This is a genomic window from Mycobacterium sp. NGS48 (genome assembly GCF_059812585.1).
The window spans coordinates 17740-38671 of the sequence record NZ_JCALCY010000019.1 but is presented as its reverse complement, the minus strand read 5'-3'; the positions used below and the strand labels follow the sequence as shown (position 1 = coordinate 38671).

21 protein-coding genes are annotated in these 20932 nt (G+C 66.5%); 8 read left to right on the top strand and 13 right to left on the bottom strand.

Translation table 11 applies throughout. The features are described 5' to 3' along the window. Positions 1–9: 9 nt before the first annotated feature. From AC5Y42_RS21320 to AC5Y42_RS21305, 4 genes are read right to left on the bottom strand one after another with little or no spacing between them, the layout of a single operon-like run. A complete protein-coding gene (locus tag AC5Y42_RS21320) occupies positions 10–1596 on the bottom strand; it encodes a dipeptide ABC transporter ATP-binding protein (RefSeq protein WP_499900557.1) in 1587 nt (528 codons plus the stop codon). Beyond that, positions 1584–2462 (bottom strand): ABC transporter permease, encoded by an 879-nt coding sequence (locus AC5Y42_RS21315; protein WP_499900556.1) that lies wholly within the window; start codon positions 2460–2462, stop codon positions 1584–1586. Before AC5Y42_RS21315 ends, AC5Y42_RS21320 begins: the two co-directional genes overlap by 13 nt. Continuing rightward, positions 2455–3381, bottom strand: coding sequence for an ABC transporter permease (locus tag AC5Y42_RS21310; protein WP_499900555.1), 927 nt, complete (start codon positions 3379–3381; stop codon positions 2455–2457). Before AC5Y42_RS21310 ends, AC5Y42_RS21315 begins: the two co-directional genes overlap by 8 nt. Before the next feature lies 1 nt (position 3382). Next, a complete protein-coding gene (locus tag AC5Y42_RS21305; RefSeq protein ID WP_499900554.1) occupies positions 3383–4981 on the bottom strand; it encodes a peptide ABC transporter substrate-binding protein in 1599 nt (532 codons plus the stop codon). A 54-nt stretch (positions 4982–5035) separates the two neighbouring features. Between AC5Y42_RS21305 and acs the strand changes: the two genes are divergently transcribed. Continuing rightward, a complete protein-coding gene (gene acs, locus AC5Y42_RS21300) occupies positions 5036–6994 on the top strand; it encodes an acetate--CoA ligase (RefSeq protein WP_499900553.1) in 1959 nt (652 codons plus the stop codon). A 3-nt stretch (positions 6995–6997) separates the two neighbouring features. Here the strand turns inward: acs and AC5Y42_RS21295 are convergent, their stop codons facing one another. Next, positions 6998–7720, bottom strand: a complete 723-nt coding sequence (locus tag AC5Y42_RS21295; RefSeq protein WP_499900552.1) for a chymotrypsin family serine protease — start codon at positions 7718–7720, stop codon at positions 6998–7000. A gap of 158 nt (positions 7721–7878) precedes the next feature. Between AC5Y42_RS21295 and AC5Y42_RS21290 the strand changes: the two genes are divergently transcribed. Together AC5Y42_RS21290 and AC5Y42_RS21285 are read left to right on the top strand one after the other, a co-directional pair. Then, positions 7879–8418: a phage holin family protein gene (locus AC5Y42_RS21290; RefSeq protein WP_499900551.1), complete on the top strand. Its 540-nt coding sequence runs from the start codon at positions 7879–7881 to the stop codon at positions 8416–8418. Next, on the top strand, positions 8419–9384 hold the full coding sequence (locus AC5Y42_RS21285) for an alpha/beta fold hydrolase (RefSeq protein ID WP_499900550.1): 966 nt from the start codon (positions 8419–8421) through the stop codon (positions 9382–9384). Here AC5Y42_RS21285 and marP read toward each other — a convergent pair. The 4 genes from marP to nth are packed head-to-tail and all read right to left on the bottom strand — an operon-like array spanning position 9377 to position 12751. Further along, a complete protein-coding gene (gene marP, locus AC5Y42_RS21280) occupies positions 9377–10567 on the bottom strand; it encodes an acid resistance serine protease MarP (RefSeq protein ID WP_499900582.1) in 1191 nt (396 codons plus the stop codon). The genes AC5Y42_RS21285 and marP overlap by 8 nt on opposite strands. After that, positions 10567–11409, bottom strand: coding sequence for an NUDIX hydrolase (locus tag AC5Y42_RS21275; RefSeq protein WP_499900581.1), 843 nt, complete (start codon positions 11407–11409; stop codon positions 10567–10569). Before AC5Y42_RS21275 ends, marP begins: the two co-directional genes overlap by 1 nt. After that, on the bottom strand, positions 11409–12047 hold the full coding sequence (locus AC5Y42_RS21270) for a TlpA family protein disulfide reductase (RefSeq protein WP_499900549.1): 639 nt from the start codon (positions 12045–12047) through the stop codon (positions 11409–11411). The genes AC5Y42_RS21275 and AC5Y42_RS21270 overlap by 1 nt, the downstream gene beginning before the upstream one ends. Positions 12048–12070: 23 nt before the next feature. Next, positions 12071–12751, bottom strand: a complete 681-nt coding sequence (nth, locus tag AC5Y42_RS21265) for an endonuclease III (RefSeq protein ID WP_499900580.1) — start codon at positions 12749–12751, stop codon at positions 12071–12073. Between the two features lie 183 nt (positions 12752–12934). Here nth and AC5Y42_RS21260 point away from each other — a divergent pair, with 183 nt between their 5' ends. Both AC5Y42_RS21260 and crp read left to right on the top strand, forming a co-directional pair. Continuing rightward, positions 12935–13276: a hypothetical protein gene (locus AC5Y42_RS21260; protein ID WP_499900548.1), complete on the top strand. Its 342-nt coding sequence runs from the start codon at positions 12935–12937 to the stop codon at positions 13274–13276. A gap of 126 nt (positions 13277–13402) precedes the next feature. Further along, positions 13403–14077, top strand: coding sequence for a cAMP-activated global transcriptional regulator CRP (gene crp, locus AC5Y42_RS21255; protein ID WP_499900547.1), 675 nt, complete (start codon positions 13403–13405; stop codon positions 14075–14077). Positions 14078–14134: 57 nt separating this feature from the next. On the opposite strand, the gene AC5Y42_RS21250 is transcribed toward crp, so the two are convergent. Genes AC5Y42_RS21250 through sp36 form a run of 3 tightly spaced genes read right to left on the bottom strand, consistent with a single transcriptional unit; the run spans position 14135 to position 15526 of the window. After that, on the bottom strand, positions 14135–14953 hold the full coding sequence (locus tag AC5Y42_RS21250; protein ID WP_499900546.1) for an MBL fold metallo-hydrolase: 819 nt from the start codon (positions 14951–14953) through the stop codon (positions 14135–14137). Continuing rightward, positions 14913–15368, bottom strand: coding sequence for a RidA family protein (locus AC5Y42_RS21245; protein ID WP_499900545.1), 456 nt, complete (start codon positions 15366–15368; stop codon positions 14913–14915). The genes AC5Y42_RS21250 and AC5Y42_RS21245 overlap by 41 nt, the downstream gene beginning before the upstream one ends. Beyond that, positions 15365–15526 carry a Sp36 family protein gene (gene sp36, locus AC5Y42_RS21240; RefSeq protein WP_099539648.1) on the bottom strand — a complete coding sequence of 54 codons (162 nt, stop codon included), beginning with the start codon at positions 15524–15526 and terminating at the stop codon, positions 15365–15367. Before sp36 ends, AC5Y42_RS21245 begins: the two co-directional genes overlap by 4 nt. A gap of 47 nt (positions 15527–15573) precedes the next feature. Between sp36 and bagA the strand changes: the two genes are divergently transcribed. Together bagA and bagB are read left to right on the top strand one after the other, a co-directional pair. Continuing rightward, complete coding sequence (gene bagA, locus AC5Y42_RS21235) at positions 15574–16599, top strand: ATPase BagA (protein WP_499900544.1); 1026 nt, start codon at positions 15574–15576, stop codon at positions 16597–16599. Beyond that, positions 16596–17729: an ATPase BagB gene (gene bagB / locus AC5Y42_RS21230; RefSeq protein ID WP_499900543.1), complete on the top strand. Its 1134-nt coding sequence runs from the start codon at positions 16596–16598 to the stop codon at positions 17727–17729. Before bagA ends, bagB begins: the two co-directional genes overlap by 4 nt. Before the next feature lie 44 nt (positions 17730–17773). Here bagB and AC5Y42_RS21225 read toward each other — a convergent pair whose 3' ends face one another. Beyond that, on the bottom strand, positions 17774–18127 hold the full coding sequence (locus AC5Y42_RS21225) for a WhiB family transcriptional regulator (RefSeq protein ID WP_499900542.1): 354 nt from the start codon (positions 18125–18127) through the stop codon (positions 17774–17776). 333 nt (positions 18128–18460) lie between these two features. On the opposite strand from AC5Y42_RS21225, the gene ponA2 reads away from it, so the two are divergent. Next, positions 18461–20896 (top strand): transglycosylase/D,D-transpeptidase PonA2, encoded by a 2436-nt coding sequence (gene ponA2, locus AC5Y42_RS21220; protein ID WP_499900541.1) that lies wholly within the window; start codon positions 18461–18463, stop codon positions 20894–20896. The last annotated feature ends 36 nt before the right edge of the window (positions 20897–20932 follow it).

Here is a 20932-nt window from a genome sequence, read left to right as displayed (position 1 = left end):
CCAGTCACCTTAAGCGCCGGGGATCGCCGCCAGCAGCTCGCGGGTGTAGTCATGCCGCGGACGGGTGAACAATTCTTCGGTGGGCGCGTGCTCGACCACCCGCCCGGCGCGCATCACCACGACCTCGTCGGCGACCTGCCGGATCACCGCCAAATCGTGGCTGATGAACACGTAGCTCAGATCGAGCTCGGCCTGCAGCTCGGTGAGCAGATCCAGGATCTGCGACTGCACGACGACGTCGAGCGCGGATACCGCCTCGTCGCAGACCAGCACCTCAGGGTGCAGCGCCAGCGCCCGGGCGATCGCGACCCGCTGGCGCTGGCCGCCGGACAACTCGCGTGGTCGCCGGTTCAACAGCGAGGACGGCAACGCCACCTGGTCGGCGAGCTCATGCACCGCAGTGCGGCGGCCGCGACGATCGCCGATCCGGTGAATCCGCAGCGGTTCCTCGATGGCGCGGAACACCGAGTACATCGGATCCAGACTGCTGTAGGGGTTCTGGAACACCGGCTGGACCCGCCGGCGGAACGCCAAGGTCGCACGACGGTCCAGTGCGGTGATGTCTTGACCGTCGAAAGTCACCATGCCCGACGTGGGTTGCAGCAGCCCGAGCATCATCCGGGCCAGCGTGGATTTCCCCGATCCCGATTCGCCGGCGATTGCCAGCGTGGACCCCCGTCGCAGCCGAAACGACACATCGTCGACGGCGCGGAATTCCGTCCTGCGCCACGGGGCGCCGTGCGACTGCCGGAAGACTTTGGTCAGCCCCTGGACCACGACCACATCGTCGCTTCCTACGGGGGTGTGCTCGGCTGGCCGGTGCATCGACGGGGCCGCGGCCACCAGTCGTCGGGTGTAGTCGTGCTGCGGAGTTTGCAGGACCGTCTGCGCCGCGCCGGCTTCGACGACGAGGCCGCGGTGCATGACGATCAGGTGATCGGCGCGTTCGGCGGCCAGCGCTAAATCGTGGGTGATCAGCAGCACCGCGGTGCCCAGTTCACCGGTGAGACGTTGCAGATGGTCGAGCAGCCGGCGCTGCACGGTGACGTCCAGCGCCGAGGTCGGCTCGTCGGCGATCAGCAGTTGTGGGCGGCCGGCCAGCCCGATCGCGATCAGCGCGCGCTGGCACATGCCGCCAGACAGCTGATGCGGATAACTCCTGGCCTGCGTCACCGGATCCGGCATACCCACCGCTTCGAGCAGCTGTACGGCATCGGTGTCGTCGACGTCGTTGGCGCGCAGCGCCTCCCGGATCTGAAAGCCCACCTTCCATACCGGGTTCAGGTTGGTCATCGGGTCCTGCGGCACATATCCGATGCCGCTGCCGCGGATCGCACGGACGCGGCGACGGTCGGCGGCGGTGATGTCGAGCCCGTCGAAGACGATGCGGCCTGCGGTGATCCGTCCTCCTCCGGGCAGTAGCCCCAGAATGGCTGCGGCGGTGGTGGATTTCCCCGATCCGGACTCGCCGACGATGGCGACAGTCTGGCCGCGGTGCACGGCCAGATCCACCTCTCGGACCGCCGGAGGGTCGTCGTCAAACCTGACTTCCAGGCCCTGCACGCTCAGCAGCGGCGGTGCGGTTACGGTCGCCATGACCGTGAGCCCGGGTCGAGGGCATCCCGCAGGACATCGCCCATCATCATGAACGCCAACACCGTGATCGCGAGCGCGCCCGCGGGATAGAACAGGATCGGCGAGCCGGCCCGCAGCCGGGTCTGGTCGATATTGATGTCGCCGCCCCAGGACACCACCGAGGGCGGCAGCCCGACTCCCAGGTAGGACAGCGTGGCCTCGGTGACAATGAACATTCCCAACGCGATGGTGGCGACCGCGATAACCGGGCCGATGGCGTTGGGCAGCGCGTGGCGCACCAGGGTTGCAAACCTGCCCAGCCCCAATGCTTCTGCGGCCACGATGTAGTCGCTGTTGCGCACGGCGATCACCGCACCGCGGGCGATCCGGGCCACCTGCGGCCAGCCGAACAGAGCGAGGATCGCGATCACGCTCCACACCGTGCGGTGATGCATCACCTGCATCAGCACGATGGCGGCCAGCAGCAACGGGATTCCGAAGAAGACGTCGGCCACCCGAGAGACCACCGCGTCGAGCCAACGACCGTAAAAGCCGGCCAGCGCCCCCAGCGCCCCGCCGATGACGAACACCGCCGCGGTGGCGCCCAACCCAACGGTGATCGATGCGCGCGCGCCATAGACGGTGCGGGCGTAGATGTCGTGGCCCTGCAGATCGGTGCCGAACCAATGCGCCGCGGACGGCGTCAGCAGGCTCTGGTTCGGATCGGCATAGCCGGGATCGGCGGCGGTGAACAACGCCGGAAACGCCGCCATGACACCGACGAGCAGGATCAGCGCAGCGGCGACGAGAAACTTGGGCCGGCCGCGCAGTTCTCGCCAGGTGTCGCGCCAGAAGCCGCTTGTCCCAACGTCTTCACGATCAGCCATAGCGGATCCGGGGGTCCAACGCGGCGTAGAGCAGATCCACCAACAGATTGGTGATCAGATAGATGACCACCAGCACCGTCACGATCGACACCACGGTCGGCGCTTCCTGGCGGGTGACCGCCTGATAGAGCACACCGCCGACACCGTGGATGTTGAAGATGCCCTCGGTGACGATCGCGCCGCCCATCAGCGCGCCAAGATCGGCGCCGAGGAATGTCACCACCGGGATCAGTGAATTGCGCAGGATGTGCACCGTCACCACCCGCGGCCGGGACAACCCCTTGGCGGTGGCGGTGCGCACATAATCGGCGTGCGCGTTGGCGGCCACCGCCGAACGGGTCAACCGCACCACGTAGGCGAACGACACCGAACCCAACACGATTCCGGGCAGCAGCAGCCGGCCCAACGCCGCCTGATCACCCACGGTCACAGACGCGATGCCCAACCGAACGCCGAACACGAACTGCGCCAAAAAACCCAGCACGAAAATCGGGACCGCGACGATCACCAAGCTGGCAATCAGCACGCCGGCGTCGAAAACCCCGCCTCGGCGCAGCCCGGCGATCACCCCGAACCCGATACCCAGCACCGCCTCGACAGCCAGTGCGATCAGCGCGAGCCGAATGGTTACCGGAAACGCTTGTGCCAGAACCGTGCTGACCGGCAGCCCGGAGTAAGCGCGGCCCAAGTCGCCGCGCAGGATGCCGCCCAGGTAATGCAGGTACTGCAGCACGAACGGGTCGTCGAGATGGTATTGGGCACGCAGCTGCGCGGCCACCGCGGGGCTCAACGGCCGGTCCCCGCCTAACGCCGCCAGTGGATCACCGGGCAGCAGGAAAACCATCCCGTAGATCATCAGCGTCGCGCCGAGGAAAACCGGGATCATGACGGCGATGCGTCGGGCGATGTACCAACCCATGTCAGGCCTTGACGATGCGTTCGTAGTCGGGCAGACCGTTCCAGGTGAGCGCGACGTCACTGACCGCCGGTGACCTGCCCGCGACGGCGATGGTATACCACAACGGTACGGTGGGCATGTCGCGCAACAGGATTCGCTGCGCCGCGTTGGTCAGTGCATGGGATTGCGGCACGGTCGGCGCGGCTTCGGCGTCGGCCAGCGCTGTGTCGAATACGGGGTTGGAATAACCCACGTCGTTGGATCCGGCTGCGGTGACGAACAGTGGCTCGAGGAACTGCAGCATCGACGGGTAATCCCCTTGCCAGCCGGCGCGGAAGGCGGTGGTGATAGTGCGACGGGTGACCTGGGTGCGAAACCCCGCGAAGGTTGGCTGCGGCGCGCCGGCGGCGTCGATCCCCAGCACGTTCTTGATGCCGTTGGCCACCGCGTCCACCCACTCCTGGTGACCGCCGTCGGCGTTGTAGGCGATCGCGTACTGACCGGTCCATGTCGAGATGGCGTCGGCCTGTGACCACAGCCGTCGCGCCCGGTCCGGATCGAAGTCCAATGCGTTGCTGCCGTCGATGTTCGGATCGAATCCAGGCAGCGAACTGGCCGTGAATTCGCGCGCGGGCGAGCATGTTCCGGCGAAGAACTGCCGGCAGATCTGCGGGCGGTTGATCGCCGCAGACAGTGCGAGCCGGCGCAGCCGGCCCTCCTCTCCGCCGAAATGAGCCAACCGTAGCGGCGTGTCGAGAGCCCGGTTGCTTGCCGCCGGCGCGCTGACCGCGCGATCGCCGAGGTCTTTGCGATAGACCGGCAGCACACTCGGCGGAATGGTGTCCAGCACATCGAGATTGGCCGACAATAGATCGGCGTAGGCGGTGTCCAGATTCGCGTAGAAAACGAAACGCAGCCCCTTGTTCTGCGGTACGCGGTTGCCGTGGTAGCCGGGGTTGGGCACCAGGTCGAGTTTCACGTTGTGCTGCCAGGCGTATCCGTCGACAAGCCGGTACGGGCCGTTGCCGACGGGATGCTGCCCAAAGGCCGCCATGTCCTCGAACGCCGCGTGCGGTAGCGGGTAAAACGGTGAAAACCCGAGCCGCAGTGTGAAGTCGATGGTCGGACTCTTGAGCCGGACGGTGAATTCGTGGTCGTTGACCACGTGCAGGCCGGACATCGTGGTCGTGGTCGGCGTGGCGGCGGCGACTTCGTCGAAACCTGCGATCGGGCTGAAGAAACTCTGCTGCAGCTGTGCGTTGGTGGTCAGCGCGCCGTAGTTCCAGGCGTCGACGAAGGAGTGCGCTGTCACCGCGGACCCGTCGGTGAAGCTCCACCCCGGTTTGAGCGTGATGCGGTAGTTGACATTGTCGGTGGTGTCGACCGACTGAGCCACCTCCAATGACGGTGTGCCCTGGGCGTCGTAAGACATCAGGCCGGCAAACAACCGGTCGATGATGCGCCCGCCGTTGCTGTCGTTGGTGTTGGTGGGGATCAGCGGGTTCTGCGGCTCGCCGGCGTTGACCATCACCACGTCGGTGCGCACCGCGGGCCCGCCGCAGCCGGTGAGCGCCGCCAGTGCGGCGATGGCAATGAAGACCGCCGTCGCCGCACGAACCATGACGCCGACCCTAGAGCCTGCGGGTGCGACGCCAGCGCGATTAGGCTCTCAGGAGTGACCGAAACGCATGCCGAGGCGCCGTCGTCATACCCGCCGCCGGACGAGTTCGCGGCACACGCGAACGTCGGGGACGACATCTACCGCGAGGCTGAGCAGGACCGGCTGGCGTTCTGGGCCAAGCAGGCCAACCGGCTGTCCTGGGCCACGCCGTTCGAGCAGGTGCTGGACTGGTCAGAAGCGCCGTTCGCCAAGTGGTTCGTCGGCGGCCGGCTCAACGTCGCCTACAACTGCCTGGACCGCCACGTCGACGCCGGTCACGGCGACCGGACCGCCATCTACTGGGAAGGCGAGCCGGTCGACGAGAGCCGCGAACTCACTTACGCAGAGCTACACGCGCAGGTCTGCAAGGCCGCGAACGCACTGAGCAAGTTGGGCCTGGTCGCCGGCGACCGCGTCGCGATCTACCTGCCGATGATCCCCGAGGCGGTCATCGCGATGCTGGCCTGCGCACGGCTGGGCGTCATGCACAGCGTCGTGTTCGCCGGTTTCACTGCCAAGGCGCTGGGGGCCCGGATCGCCGACGCCGAGGCCAAACTGCTGATCACCGCCGACGGCCAGTTCCGGCGCGGCAAGCCGGCACCGCTGAAGGAGGCGGCCGACGAAGCGATCGACGCCGACAGCCCCGTCGAGCATGTGCTGGTGGTCCGGCGCACCGGAATCGACGTGCCGTGGACCGAGGGTCGGGATCTCTGGTGGCATGACGTCGTCGACTCGGCGGCAGCCGAACATACTCCGGAAGCTTTCGACGCCGAACATCCGCTGTTTTTGCTGTACACCTCGGGCACCACCGGTAAGCCCAAGGGCATCATGCACACCAGCGGAGGGTTCCTCACGCAGACGTCGTACACCCACCACAGCATCTTCGACATCAAAGCCGACACCGACGTGTTCTGGTGCACCGCCGACATCGGCTGGGTCACCGGGCACACCTACAGCGTCTACGGTCCGTTGTCCAACGGTGTCAGCCAAGTCATCTACGAAGGCACCCCCGACACACCCAGCCAGCACCGCCACTTCGAGGTCATCGAAAAGCTCGGCGTCACCATCTATTACGCCGCCCCCACGTTGATCCGCACCTTCATGAAGTGGGGCCGCGAGATCCCCGACGCGCACGACCTGTCCACCCTGCGGCTGTTGGGAACGGTCGGCGAGCCGATCAACCCGGAAGCCTGGCGGTGGTACCGCACCGTCATCGGCGCCGATCGCACCCCGGTGGTGGACACCTGGTGGCAGACCGAGACCGGCGCCTCGATGATCTCGCCGTTACCCGGTGTGGCCGCGGCCAAACCGGGTTCGGCGATGACACCACTGCCGGGCATCTCGGCCAAGATCGTCGACGACGACGGCAATACGCTCACGCCGCCGTCCACAGATGAAGGCGAGCATGTCACCGGCTATTTGGTGATGGACCAGCCGTGGCCGGGCATGCTGCGCGGCATCTGGGGCGACCCGGACCGCTACCGTGAAACCTATTGGTCCAAGTTCGCCAAACAGGGCTGGTACTTCGCGGGTGACAGCGCCCGCTACGACCCAGAGGGTGCCATCTGGGTAGTGGGTCGCATCGACGACGTGATGAATGTGTCCGGGCACCGGATCTCCACCGCCGAGGTGGAGTCCGCGTTGGTCGGCCACTCCGGAGTCGCCGAGGCCGCGGTGGTCGGGGCCTCCGACGACACCACCGGGCAAGCGATTTGCGCTTTCGTCGTACTACAGGCCGATCAACCCGAAACCGTCGACGAAAAGATCGTCGAGGAGCTGCGCGGCGAGGTGGCCCGGACGATCTCGCCGATCGCCCGGCCGCGCGAACTTCACGTGGTGCCCGAGTTGCCGAAAACCCGCAGCGGCAAGATCATGCGCCGGTTGCTGCGCGACATCGCCGAGAACCGGGAACTCGGCGACACCTCGACGCTGCTCGACCCGGACGTGTTCGACGCGATCCGGGCGGCTAAGTAGCCGTTAAGCGGCCGGGCTGGCTGAGACGGGGACGAATCCGGCGCCCGGGCGGCTCTTGGCGGCGAGGTCGGCCAGCACGGCGTTGATCGACACCACCGTCGCGGGGGTGTGCAGCGGAATGTATTTGATGACGCAGGTCGGCAGGGCTTCGCTGAATGCGCCGTGAATCATCCCGACCAGCAGGTTGTCGACGACGACCGGTGCGCCCGAGTCGCCCGGCTGTCCGCACACCTGCATGACCAGGGTGCCTGGGTCTTGGCCCGGCCCGAAGACGACGCCGCAGGAGTTACCGGTGGTGCGGCCCTGCTTGCAGGCGATCTGACCGGCGGCTGGATCGGGGCCGATGCCGTTGATCGCGAACCCGCCGAAGTCGGCGACGGGGATCACCTTGGCCGGATCGAACCGGATGACGGCGTAATCGAGGATGTCGTTGCCGGCCACCATGGTGCCCAACGTGCCGCGATTCTGCGCCGCCTCGGCGGCCACTTGGGCACCCGGACCACCACAGTGCGCGGAGGTGAAACCGATCAGTGCGCCGGTGTTGTCGTTGCCGATGCTGGTCAGCGTGCACAGCGCGTCGCCGTCGATGACGATGCCGGCGCCGCCGCCGATCGGCACCCTGTCGTCGGCCACCGCGCTGGTGGCGCCTAGACCGGCGAGGCACAGCAACGCTGCAACCGCAATTACCGTCCCCAGACGAAGTAGCCGACAATGCGTTGTCTGCAAAGGGCTACTCCTGTCGCGAATCCGGAAGGGCTGCGTCAGTCTACGTGGTCGGGGCCGTCCAGCGCCTGTCCTGTCCTGACCATCTCGGTTGCGCTCGTCTGGCACCGGACCGCATGGCAACATGAACCGCGACAACAGCGAACCGGGAGGGACCGTCCGTGAGCAAGCCAGACCGCAAGAAGGCCGGTGGTAACGGCGGCAAGGACGGGGTGCCCAACACCCTCACCACGATTCCGTTGACCGACCCGCACGCGCTGCCCGTCGAACCGTCAATCGGTGAGCTGGTCAAAGACGCGACAACCCAGATGTCGACGCTGGTGCGCGCCGAAGTCGAACTGGCCCGCGCCGAGATCACCCGCGACGTCAAGAAAGGCCTGACCGGCAGCGTCTTCTTCATCTCGGCGCTGGTGGTGCTGTTCTACTCGACCTTCTTTTTCTTCTTCTTCCTCGCCGAACTGCTCGACACCTGGCTATGGCGCTGGGTCGCGTTCCTGATCGTGTTCGGCATCATGGTTGTGTTCACCGCGCTGCTGGCGCTGTTCGGTTATCTGAAGGTCCGTCGCATCCGCGGACCGCAGCAGACCATCGAATCGGTCAAGGAGACCCGCGCCGCCTTCACCCCGGGTCACGACAAGGCTGACGGCGCGACGGCGCAGCTCGCGCCGGGCGGCACCCCTGCCGACCCCTCGGGCTGGTAAATGGCAGCACCGGATCCGTCGGTAACCCGTATCGACGGGCCATGGCGCCATCTGGACGTGCACGCCAACGGGATCCGCTTCCACGTCGTCGAGGCAATCCCGGCCGAGCGCGATGCGACCACACCGCAGACGGCGCGGCCGCTGGTGATCATGTTGCACGGCTTCGGTTCGTTCTGGCTGTCCTGGCGCCATCAATTGCGCGCCTTGACCGGCGTGCGCGCCGTCGCCGTGGATCTGCGGGGCTATGGCGGCAGCGACAAGCCGCCCCGGGGCTACGACGGTTGGACGCTTGCCGGTGACACGGCCGGGTTGATCCGCGCGCTCGGGCATGCGTCGGCCACCCTGGTCGGCCACGCCGACGGCGGACTGGTCTGCTGGGCCACCTCGGTGCTGCACTCCCGGCTGGTCCGGGCGATCGCGGTGATCAGCTCCCCCCACCCCGCGGCGTTACGCGCCTCGGCGCTGACCTGCAGAGAACAGGCTCGGGCGCTGCTGCCGTCGCTGCTGCGTTACCAGGTGCCGATGTGGCCGGAGCGATCGCTGACCCGGCACGACGCCGCCGAGATCGAACATTTGGTGCGTAGCCGTGCCAGCGCCAAATGGTCTGCATCCGAAGACTTTTCCGAAACGATTGGCCACCTGCGGCAGGCGATCCAGATCCCGTCGGCGGCGCACTCCGCGCTGGAGTATCAGCGCTGGGCGGTACGCAGCCAGCTACGCGACGAGGGCCGGCGATTCATGAGGTCGATGAGCAGAGGCACCAACGTTCCGCTGTTGCACATTCGCGGCGGTACCGATCCCTACGTGCTGGCCGATCCGGTCGAGCGGACCCGGCGCTATGCCCCCCACGGTGGTTACGTAACTATCGCCGGGGCAGGGCATTTCAGCCATGAAGAGGCGCCGCAGGAAGTCAACGGTCACCTGATGAGGTTTCTGGAGCAGGTGTACGGCAGCGGACTCAGCTGACGCAGGAGCCGGTGGCGACCGGGGCGGTGTCGCCGATCTGGGCGAGCTGACTGCTCACCTCTTTGGCTGTCAGCACGAATCCGGTGTCGTTGTCGTCGACTGCCGCCCCGAAGACGACCCCGAGCACTTTGCCGTTCATGTCGATCAATGGACCGCCCGAATTGCCTTGCTCCACAGTGGCTCTGATCGTGTACACCTCACGGTTGACGGTGGCGTCTCGGTAGATGTCCGGGCCGGACAGCTCGATGATCTCGCGGATCCGGGCCGGAGTCGCCACGAAACCGCCCCCGCCGGGGTAGCCCATAACCACGGCGTCGGTGCCGCCCTTGGCTGGGGCACTGGCAAAGGCCAGCGGCCCCGGTGGCAGGTTCGGGACCGCCAGAATTGCGATGTCGATGGTGGGGTCGTAGGACACCACCGTGGCATCGTACGGGTTGCCGCTGACCTCCACTGTGACGTTGTTCGCGCCGGCCACCACGTGGGCATTGGTCATGACACGATCTGGCGAGAGCACGAATCCACTGCCCTCCAACACCTTCTGGCAGCTGGGCGCGATCGCGCGGATCTTGACCACACTGGGCTCGGTTGCGGCCACCACCGGGTTGCCGGCCAGTCCCGCATCGGGCGTCGGGACCGCGACAACCGGGGTTCGGCCGAACGGCCCAAGCACTTGTGGAAGACCGGAAGTGTCCAGCAGCGACGACAGCCGCTTGGGCACCGTCTGCAGCCAGGGCGGCGCAACCTGGTCGACTTCGGCCAGTACCCGCGAACCACGCACCGCCGCAGCGAGACTGGGCAGCCCCGACGACGACGTCAGCGGAGTCGCCAGCAGCCAGGCTGCGACGAGCACCACAACCAGCTGCACCGCCACGCCGATGATCGAGTCGAAAAAGCGGATGATGCGGCTGCGGATCGCCCCCCGCACCGCCCGGCCCAGCACTACACCTGCGACCTCACCGATGACAACCAGCCCGAGGATCAGGCACAGCGCAGCGAACAGTTTGGCGCGCGGAGCCATGATGTAGCTGACGATGTGCGGCGCCAGCAGTACTCCGGCGACTGCGCCGAGCATCACTCCTACGAACGACAGCAGTGAACCCAAAGCGCCTGAGCGCCAACCCGAGATGGCCGCGACGAAGGCGATTGCGAGTACGGCGATGTCGATCCACTGTGACGGGGTCATCATGCACCACCCTCATCGCCGACCAGGGCCATCGCCTCGTCGAGTTCGCGGACATCGCTGGTGTCCCAGGGCTGCGCCCAGCCGGCGACATCCAACATCGCTGAGATCACCTGGCCAGTGAAGCCCCACACCAGCATTTCGTTCAACAAGAATGCAGGGCCGGCGAAGCGCCGGTGCAACGCGCTGCGATACACCATCAGCCGGTTGGCCGGATTGACGAAAGCGCGCACCGGGACTCGCGCAACGATTGCGGTTTCGGCCTCGTCGACCACTGCCACCCGGCCGGGGTCGGGAGAATATGCCAGCACTGGGACGACGTGAAAACCCGACGGCGCGATAAACGTTCGTTCCAGCGTGGCCAGTGGATGCAATCGGCCGAGGTCGATTCCGGTTTCCTCGTGAGCTTCTCGCAGGGCGGTGGCCACCGGTCCGTCGTCTCCGGGATCGGCGGCGCCGCCGGGAAACGCCGCTTGACCCGCATGGTGACGCAATGTCGAGGCCCGCACGGTGACCAACAGGTCGGCTTCGTCGGGAAACCTGCCGGCCGGCCCGGATTCCGGGCCGGAGAACAGCACCAGCACCGCGGCTTCGCGCCCGTCACCGCGCAACGCCGCCGTCGCCTTCGCCGCGGTGACCAGCGCAAGTACGTCGGCGGGCAGTCGGCGTCGGAAGGCCTCCGGCACCTCGCCCACGTTGTCGACAAGGGGGCGCAGCCACGGCGGCCCGAGCTCGGGTGTGAGCGGAACCGCAGCGCTCACCGGCGCCTCCCTGGTGTGGTCCAATTGCCCGGCTCGCCCCCGCAAGCGGGGGGATCCCCGCCTCAGGGCGCCAGCCTGGCTCATCATGCATGATCTCCGACCGCAGCCGCGATCTCGTCGGCGGTGGCGAAAGCCCGCGGCAAGCTCTGGGCAACGCTACCGTCCACGGCCAGCACCACCGTCGCGGGCATCACGTTCGGCACCCGCAATGCGGCCGCGATCCGCCGGCGACCGTCCTGCAGAGTCGGCAACCGCACTCCCAACTGGGCCAGCCGCAGCAGGGCCGCCGTCTCGTTCTCGTCCTGGTGCACGGTCACGACCGTTACGGCCGACCCGACCCGTCGCTGATACTCAGCCATCGCGGGCAGCTCGGCTTTACACGGCTCACACCAATACGCCCACAGATTCAGCACCACCCGGCGTCCGGCCAGCGCGCGGCCGACATCAACGGCCGAGCCGTCGGCTGCGCACTCCACGGTGACATCGCGCAGCGCCGGCGGACCCGCGTCGTCACCGGCGGCCGGACACGGGGGCAGATCGGCGCGTTGCCGCGGTCCGGCCAGCGCCGCGGGGGTGTCGGCGTCGCGGTGTTCGCGGCTCGGGCCGCTCGCCGAGGGCGCGGGCGAGGTATCGCGGTGATCACGCAGTTCGGCGACCAGCGCGGCCAGCAGCGCCGCGACCACGACCAGAATCGCGACGGTCCAGCGGGTCCGGGCGGTCATGACGGCGTGATGGTGTGGCGGGGCTACAAGCCGGCCAGTGCCAGCAGATGCTCGGTTTCCGGGCCCTGGACCAAGGGGGCTGCGATCAGCGGGTCGGTCGGACCGGTCCCGAACGAGGGGCAGTCCTTGGCCAGCACGCACACACCGCAGGCCGGTTTGCGGGCGTGGCACACCCGGCGGCCGTGGAAGATCACCCGGTGGCTGAGCAGCGTCCACTCGTCGCGTTCTATCAGTTCGCCGACGGCGTGCTCGATCTTCACCGGGTCTTCCTCAGCGGTCCACCGCCACCGCCCGACCAGCCGCTTGAAGTGTGTGTCGACGGTGATGCCGGGGATATCGAAAGCGTTGCCGAGGATGACGTTCGCGGTTTTGCGTCCCACCCCGGGCAGGGTGACCAGCTCGGCCATCGTGGCCGGCACCTCGCCGTCGAACCGCTCAACCAGCGCCTGCCCCAGTCCGATCAACGACGAAGTCTTGTTGCGGTAGAAGCCTGTCGGGCGAATCAGCTCTTCAAGTTCGGTGCGGTCGGCCCGGGCGTAATCGAGCGCGGTCCTGTACCGGGCGAACAACGCCGGCGTGGTCAGGTTGACCCGCTTGTCGGTGCTCTGCGCCGAGAGAATGGTGGCCACCGTCAGTTCCAGCGGCGTAGTGAAGTCCAGCTCGCAGTAGACATGCGGAAAGGCTTGGGCCAGTTTGCGGTTCATTCGGCGGGCGCGTCGAACCAAACCCAGGCGGGTTTCCGCGGCCTGCCGCCGGTCCGGGCCGGCGGCGGCCGGCGCAGCGCCGCGTGCGGGCTTGCCCACTGTCACGTCCGACAGCGTACTTGGGTGAATATCCACTGAATTTTGTGATCCCGATGAGACCTTTGCCGTGTTTACTTGCTCCTTGTGTCGTGGTTGCTAGTGGCCTTCATCCCGGGGTTGCTGATGTTGGCGACGTTCGGCTTGCAACGCCTGGAATCGGGCTTGGTCGACGACACACTCACCGCCCGTGACGTCGCGGAGTTTCTCGAGCAGGCCGACGCCGCCGATATGGGCACCCTGGCCCGCGAAGGCATGCCCGAGGCGCTCGACGGCCTGCACCGCCGGCGCGGTGAGCGCATCGACGATCCGGGGCGCGGGCACAGCGGCGCTCGCTATGCCCTCGACCCGTCCGCAAACCCCGGCCGCCATCGGCATTCCCGGGCGAATCGGCAATTTGAGCCGCCCCGACATGCCAATCGTGTGTAGCGTTGGCACGTCGAGTTAACGGCTGGCCTCTAGACTCATGTCACTAACCGCATAAGTTGGTACGGCGCCAAGGTGCGAGTCGGGCGCTTGCGCGTAACACAGTAATTCGAACAGCTAAGGGGCAACGTGGACGAGATCCTGGCGAGGGCCGGAATCTTCCAGGGGGTCGAACCCAGCGCCGTCGCAGCGCTGACCAAGCAATTGCAGCCCGTCGACTTCCCCCGCGGACACACCGTTTTCGCGGAAGGGGAGCCGGGCGACCGGCTGTACATCATCGTTGGCGGGAAGGTCAAGATCGGCCGCCGGTCCCCCGACGGCAGGGAGAACCTGCTGACCATCATGGGTCCGTCCGACATGTTCGGAGAGCTTTCGATCTTCGACCCGGGGCCGCGGACCTCCAGCGCGACGACGATCACCGAGGTGCGGGCGGTGTCGATGGACCGCGACGCGCTGCGGGCCTGGATCGCCGATCGTCCCGAAATCGCCGAGCAGTTGCTGCGGGTACTGGCCCGTCGGTTGCGCCGCACCAACAACAACCTCGCTGACCTCATCTTCACCGACGTGCCGGGCCGGGTCGCCAAGCAGCTGCTGCAGCTCGCTCAGCGTTTCGGCACCCAGGAAGGTGGCGCAATGCGGGTCACCCACGATCTGACTCAGGAGGAAATCGCCCAGCTGGTCGGCGCGTCGCGGGAGACGGTCAACAAGGCGCTGGCCGATTTCGCCCACCGGGGCTGGATTCGCCTGGAGGGCAAGAGCGTGCTGATCTCCGACTCGGAGCGATTGGCCAGGCGCGCGCGCTGACGTTGAGATTGCATCCAGGGTCGTGACCTCGGCGGATTCACAGCCCTACACGCAATCTCAACGCCGTAGATAGTCGAGCTGCGCCTGTACGGACCATTCGGCGACGTCCCAGAGTTCCTGGTCGACGTCGACGTAGACGTGTTCGACGACCTGACGCAGGGTCGCGTCGTCGCCGAGATCGCGCAGCGCCGCGCGTATTTGAGCCAGCCGCTGCTCTCGGTGGGCGAGATACTCTTCGGCGACCGCCGCCAGGTCAGGCAGATCCGGCCCGTGGCCGGGTAGCACGGTGCGGGCGCCCAGGCCTTGTAGCCGCCGCAGCGAGTCGAGGTAGTCGGCTAGGTTGCCGTCTTCCTTGTCGATGACGGCGGTGCCGCGGCCCAGCACGGTGTCCGCGGTGAGCACCGCGTCCTCGAGGACAAACGACACCGAGTCGGCGGTGTGCCCCGGCGTTGCCAATACCTTGATCGTCACACCGGCAGCCTCGATGACCTCGCCGTCGGTCAGGTGACCACCAAGGCCGCGCAGGAACCCGCTGCCGACTGAGCGCACCGTCGCACCCGTCGCTTCGACCAGCTTGTCGATGCCGTCGGTGTGGTCGCCGTGCCGGTGGCTGATCAGGACCAGCGCAATCTGGCCGAGTCCCGCGACCCGGCCGATGTGCTCGTCGTCGTCGGGTCCTGGATCGATGACCACGACCTCGTCGCTGCGCGGTCCACGCAGCACCCAGGTGTTGGTGCCCTCCAGCGTCATCTTGCCGGAGTTATCGGCCAACAGCACCGACGCGGTGTCGGTGACCGGCCGCAGTTGTCCGTATGCGGGGTGGGTCAACAAGTCGCTACCCGACCTGCACCACCAACTCGACTTCCACCGGCGCATTCAACGGCAACTCGGAGACCCCGACCGCCGACCGGGCATGCGCGCCGCGGTCCTCGAACACTTCGCCAAGCAGATCCGACGCGCCGTTGACGACGCCGGGCTGGCCGTTGAACCCCGGCGCGGAGGCGACGAAGCCGACCACCTTGACGACCTGAGCCACCGAGTCGATACCCACCAGTGAATCCACCGCGGCCAACGCGTTGAGTGCGCATACCCGCGCCAGCGCCTTGCCCTCCTCCGGGCTGACCTCGGCGCCGACCTTGCCGGTCTGCGTCAGCTTGCCGGCCTGCATGGGCAGCTGGCCTGAGGTGTAGACCAGGTTGCCGGTTCGCACCGCGGGAACATAGGAGGCCAGCGGCTTCACCACTTCGGGCAGCTCGATACCCAATTGCCCGAGCCGGGCCGAAGCGCTCACTTCGGGCGTTTCAGGTATGCGACGTGTTGCTCACCGGTCGGCCCGGGCAGCACCGACACCAGCTCCCAGCCGTCGGCGCCCCACTGGTCCAGGATTTGTTTGGTGGCGTGCGTCAGCAGCGGGACGGTCGCGTACTCCCAGGCGGTCGGTTGGGTCATAGCCCGAGCTTATCGGTCGGGTGACAACGCCTGTTGGTTAGCATGCTTTGGTGGCGACCACACCGAGCGGCGGGACTTCCATCGGCTGGCCATCGCGCCTGGAGAAGGCCCGGCTGCATTTCGTGACCGGCAAAGGCGGCACCGGCAAGTCGACAATCGCCGCCGCGCTAGCGCTGACTCTGGCTTCTGGCGGGCGCAAGGTGTTGCTTGTCGAAGTCGAAGGGCGCCAAGGGATTGCGCAACTCTTCGACGTTCCTCCGCTGCCCTACAAGGAACTCAAGATCGCGACCGCCGAGCACGGCGGTCAGGTCAATGCGCTGGCGATAGATATCGAGGCGGCATTCCTGGAATACCTGGACATGTTCTACAACCTCGGGATCGCCGGACGGGCAATGCGACGCATCGGCGCCGTCGAGTTCGCGACGACGATCGCACCGGGCCTGCGTGACGTGCTGCTGACCGGCAAGATTAAGGAGTCGGTGATCCGCATGAACAAGGGCACCAAGAACCCGGTATATGACGCGATCGTCGTCGACGCACCGCCGACTGGTCGTATCGCGCGCTTCCTGGACGTCACCAAGGCGGTGTCCGATCTGGCCAGGGGCGGACCGGTGCACTCGCAGGCCGATGGCGTGGTCCGGCTGCTGCATTCCGACCAGACCGCGATCCACCTTGTGACGCTGCTGGAGGCACTACCGATGCAGGAAACGATGGAAGCGATAGACGAACTACAGGAGTTGCAGCTGCCGATCGGCAGTGTGATCGTCAACCGAAACATCGCGGCCTACCTTCAGCCCGACGACTTGGCCAAGGCGGCCGAAGGCGACATCGACGCCGACGCAGTGCGATCCGGATTGGCCACGGCCGGAATCAAACTCAGCGACGGCGACTTCGCCGGCCTGCTGACTGAGACCATCCAACACGCCACCCGGATCACCGCTCGCGCCGCGGCCGCCGAGCAACTCGACGAGCTGCAGGTGCCGCGACTGGAGCTCCCGACGATCGCCGACGGCGTCGACCTCGGCAGTCTTTACGAGCTCTCCGAGATACTTGCCGAGCAAGGAGTTCGATGAGTACCACACCACCGACTTTGGATATGGCCACGATCCTGGCCGACACCGCCAATCGGGTGGTGGTGTGCTGCGGGGCCGGCGGAGTCGGCAAGACCACCACCGCCGCGGCGATGGCGCTGCGCGCCGCCGAGTACGGCCGCACGGTGGTGGTGCTGACCATCGACCCGGCCAAAAGACTGGCCCAGGCATTGGGGATCAATGACCTCGGCAACTCGCCGCAACGCGTACCGCTGGCGCCCGAGGTGCCCGGGCAGCTCTACGCCATGATGCTCGACATGCGCCGCACCTTCGACGAAATGGTGCTCCAGTACTCCGGACCCGAACGGGCGCAAGCGATTCTGGACAATCAGTTCTACCAGACAGTCGCTACTTCGCTGGCCGGTACCCAGGAGTACATGGCGATGGAAAAGCTCGGCCAGTTGTTGAGCCAGGACCGCTGGGACCTGGTCGTGGTCGACACCCCGCCGTCGCGCAATGCGTTGGACTTCTTGGACGCACCGAAACGGTTAGGCAGCTTCATGGATAGCCGGCTGTGGCGGTTGCTACTCGGCCCCGGGCGCGGTATCGGGCGATTGGTCACCGGTGCCGTCGGCCTGGCGATGAAGGCGCTGTCGACCGTCCTGGGCTCTCAGATGCTTTCCGATGCCGCGAGTTTCGTGCAGTCGCTGGACGCCACCTTCGGTGGCTTCCGGGAGAAGGCGGACCGTACCTATGCGCTGCTGAAGCGGCGCGGCACCCAGTTCGTGGTGGTCTCGGCGGCCGAACCGGATGCGCTGCGCGAAGCATCGTTCTTCGTCGATCGGCTGTCCGAGGAGCGCATGCCGCTGGCCGGCCTCATCTTGAACCGGACGCATCCGATGTTGTGTTCGTTGCCGGTGGAGCGGGCCATCGACGGCGCCGAGACACTCGAGAGCGCACCAGAGGGTAACGACGTTGCCCTCGCCACAGCGGTATTGCGCATCCACGCCGACCGCGCGTCGATCTCCAAGCGGGAAATCCGTTTGTTGTCGCGATTTACCGGTGCCAACCCCCACGTTGCGATCGTCGGCGTGCCGTCACTGCCGTTTGACGTTTCGGATCTGGAGGCGCTGCGCGCCATCGCCGATCAGATGACGGCGGCAGCCAGTTGACGCGCTGGTTCGCCGTCCATAATCTGGACGTCCAATATCCGGACTTAGCCAGCGCTGCGATGCTTGCGTTGCGCAGCGAAGAAGTCCGCCCACGACACGACGTCCGGGTGCTGCTTGAGGAGCGCCCGCCGCTGGCGTTCGGTCATCCCGCCCCAGACGCCGAACTCGACCCGGTTATCCAAGGCATCTGCGCCGCATTCCAGCATGACGGGGCAATGCCGACAGATCACTGCGGCTTTGCGCTGCGCCGCGCCGCGGACGAAAAGCTCGTCCGGGTCGGCCGCCCGGCACAGAGCCTTGGAAACCCACGCGATCCGCGCCTCGGAATCCGCCCGATAGAGCGACGGTTGAGTCGGTACCGCGCTCGTCCTGCGCACCGTCGTCCGTGTGTCTGACACCAGCGTTCCCCTTCTCGCCGACCGCCACGACGACGGCCCCCGCTCCTGATACAGATCGCCCTGCGACCTACGCCACACCAAGTCCGTCAGTGTTACCTGTATCTCACTGTTCGTATAAGTTAGGTGGTCAGGTACCAATTGCGCAACAGTCTGATACCGGCTTTTTTGGCACAAGTGTGCCGTCCGATCATGAAAAGCCGATTTGTGCTGGTCGATGGACCCTGAGGGACTGCTGAGAGCGGCCTAATAGCGGGCTGAACTGTTACGCCGGCGCAACTTTTCGCATAGACCACTCCAGATGACACGCGTCGCGGCGCCGCTAGTCTAGTAGCCATGCCGGAGCCCGAGCGACCCACGACCGCGATAACGGTCGCCAAGCTCGCGGGGTGCTGTCTGCTGGCCGGGGTCCTCGTCGCAGCACTACTATTTCCACTGGTCGGCGGGGTCGGATTGGCGTCCAATCGGGCCTCGGAGGTCGTTGCCAACGGGTCGGCCCAACTGCTCGAGGGCGACGTCCCCGCGGTGACCACGATGGTCGACGTCAAAGGCAACACCATCGCCTGGCTGTATTCGCAACGCCGCTTCGAAGTACCCAGCGACAAGATCGCCAACACCATGAAGCTGGCAATCGTCTCGATCGAGGACAAGCGGTTTGCCGAGCACAACGGCGTGGACTGGCAGGGCACGCTGACCGGGCTGGCCGGCTACGCATCGGGCGACCTCGACACTCGCGGCGGTTCGACGATCGAGCAACAGTATGTGAAGAACTATCAACTGCTGGTGGTCGCGCAGACCGACGCAGAGAAGCGCGCTGCTGTCGAGACGACGCCGGCGCGCAAGCTGCGCGAAATCAGGATGGCGCTCACGCTGGACAAGACCTTCACCAAGTCGGAGATCTTGACCCGCTACCTGAACCTGGTGTCCTTCGGGAACAACGCGTTCGGCGTGCAGGACGCGGCCCAAACCTATTTCGGGGTGAACGCCTCAGAGCTGAACTGGCAACAAGCTGCGCTGTTGGCCGGATTGGTGCAATCCACCAGCACGCTCAATCCGTATACCAATCCCGATGGCGCGCTGGCCCGACGGAACTTGGTGTTGGACACCATGATCGAGAACCTGCCCAAAGAAGCTGACGCCTTGCGCGCGGCCAAGGCAGAGCCGTTGGGAATCTTGCCGCAACCCAACGAGCTACCGCGCGGCTGCATCGCCGCGGGCGATCGAGCGTTCTTCTGCGACTATGTGCAGGCGTATCTGGCCCGAGCCGGGATCAGCAAGGAACAGGTGGCCCGGGGCGGTTATCTGATCCGCACCACCCTGGACCCCGACGTGCAGGCCTCGGTCAAGCAGGGGATCGACGCGTCCGCCAGTCCGGACCTCAACGGGATCGCCAGCGTGATGAGCGTGGTCAAGCCGGGCAAGGACTCCCACCGGGTGCTGGCGATGGGCAGCAACCGCAGATACGGGCTGGACACCGACGCCGGGGAGACCATGCGACCGCAGCCCTTTTCCCTCGTCGGCGACGGCGCCGGGTCGATCTTCAAGATTTTCACCACTGCTGCGGCACTCGAAATGGGCATGGGCATCAACATGCAACTGGAGGTGCCGGGCAGCTTTCAGGCCAAGGGCATGGGCAGCGGCGGCGCCAAGGGCTGCCCCAAGGAAACCTGGTGCGTGGTCAACGCCGGTAACTACCGAGGTTCGATGAACGTGACCGATGCGCTGGCTACCTCGCCGAACACCGCGTTCGCCAAGCTGATCCAGCTGGTGGGAGTGCCGCGCACGGTGGATATGGCGGTCAAACTCGGGCTGCGTTCCTACGCCGATCCCGGTACCGCTCGCGACTACGACCCGGACAGCAACGAGAGCCTGGCCGATTTCATCAAGCGGCAGAACATCGGGTCGTTCACCCTGGGCCCCTTCGAGCTGAACGCCCTCGAATTGTCGAATGTCGCGGCGACGCTCGCCTCCAGCGGCAAGTGGTGCCCGGCGAACCCCATCGACAAGCTGATCGACCGCGATGGCAACGAGGTCGCCGTCACCACCGAAGCCTGCGAGCAGGTGGTTCCCGAGGGCCTGGCCAACACGCTTGCCAATGCATTGAGCAAGGACTCGCAGGCCGGCGGCACCGCGTCGGGATCGGCGGGCGCCGCGGGCTGGACGCTGCCGATGTCGGGCAAGACCGGCACCACCGAGGCGCACCGGTCGTCGGGCTTTTTGGGCTTCACCAACCAGTACGCGGCGGCCAACTACATCTACGACGACTCGACCTCGCCGTCCGACCTGTGCTCGTCTCCGCTCCGGCGCTGCGGCGACGGCAACTTGTACGGCGGCAACGAGCCCGCCCGCACCTGGTTCACCGCAATGAAACCGATCGCCACCAATTTCGGCGACGTGAAGCTGCCACCGACCGATCCGCGGTATGTGGACGGCGGTCCCGGCTCACGCGTTCCCAGCGTCGTGGGTCTGGACGTCGATGGGGCGCGACAGCGATTGAAGGAAGCCGGTTTCCAGGTCGCCGATCAACCCACGTCGGTCAACAGCACGGCCAAGTACGGGGAGGTGGTCGGGACCTCGCCGAACGGCCAGACCATCCCGGGCGCGGTGGTCACCATCCAGACCAGCAACGGCGTCCCGCCGGCGCCCCCGCCACCACCCGAAGGTGCGCCGGTGCCGATCGGCTCACAGGTCATCGAGATACCGGGATTGCCGCCGATCACCATTCCGCTGCTGGCGCCGCCGCCGGGTGAGCCACCGCCGCCGCCACCGTAGCCGTGGGTCACCACCAACTTGCCCACCCGCAGTAGG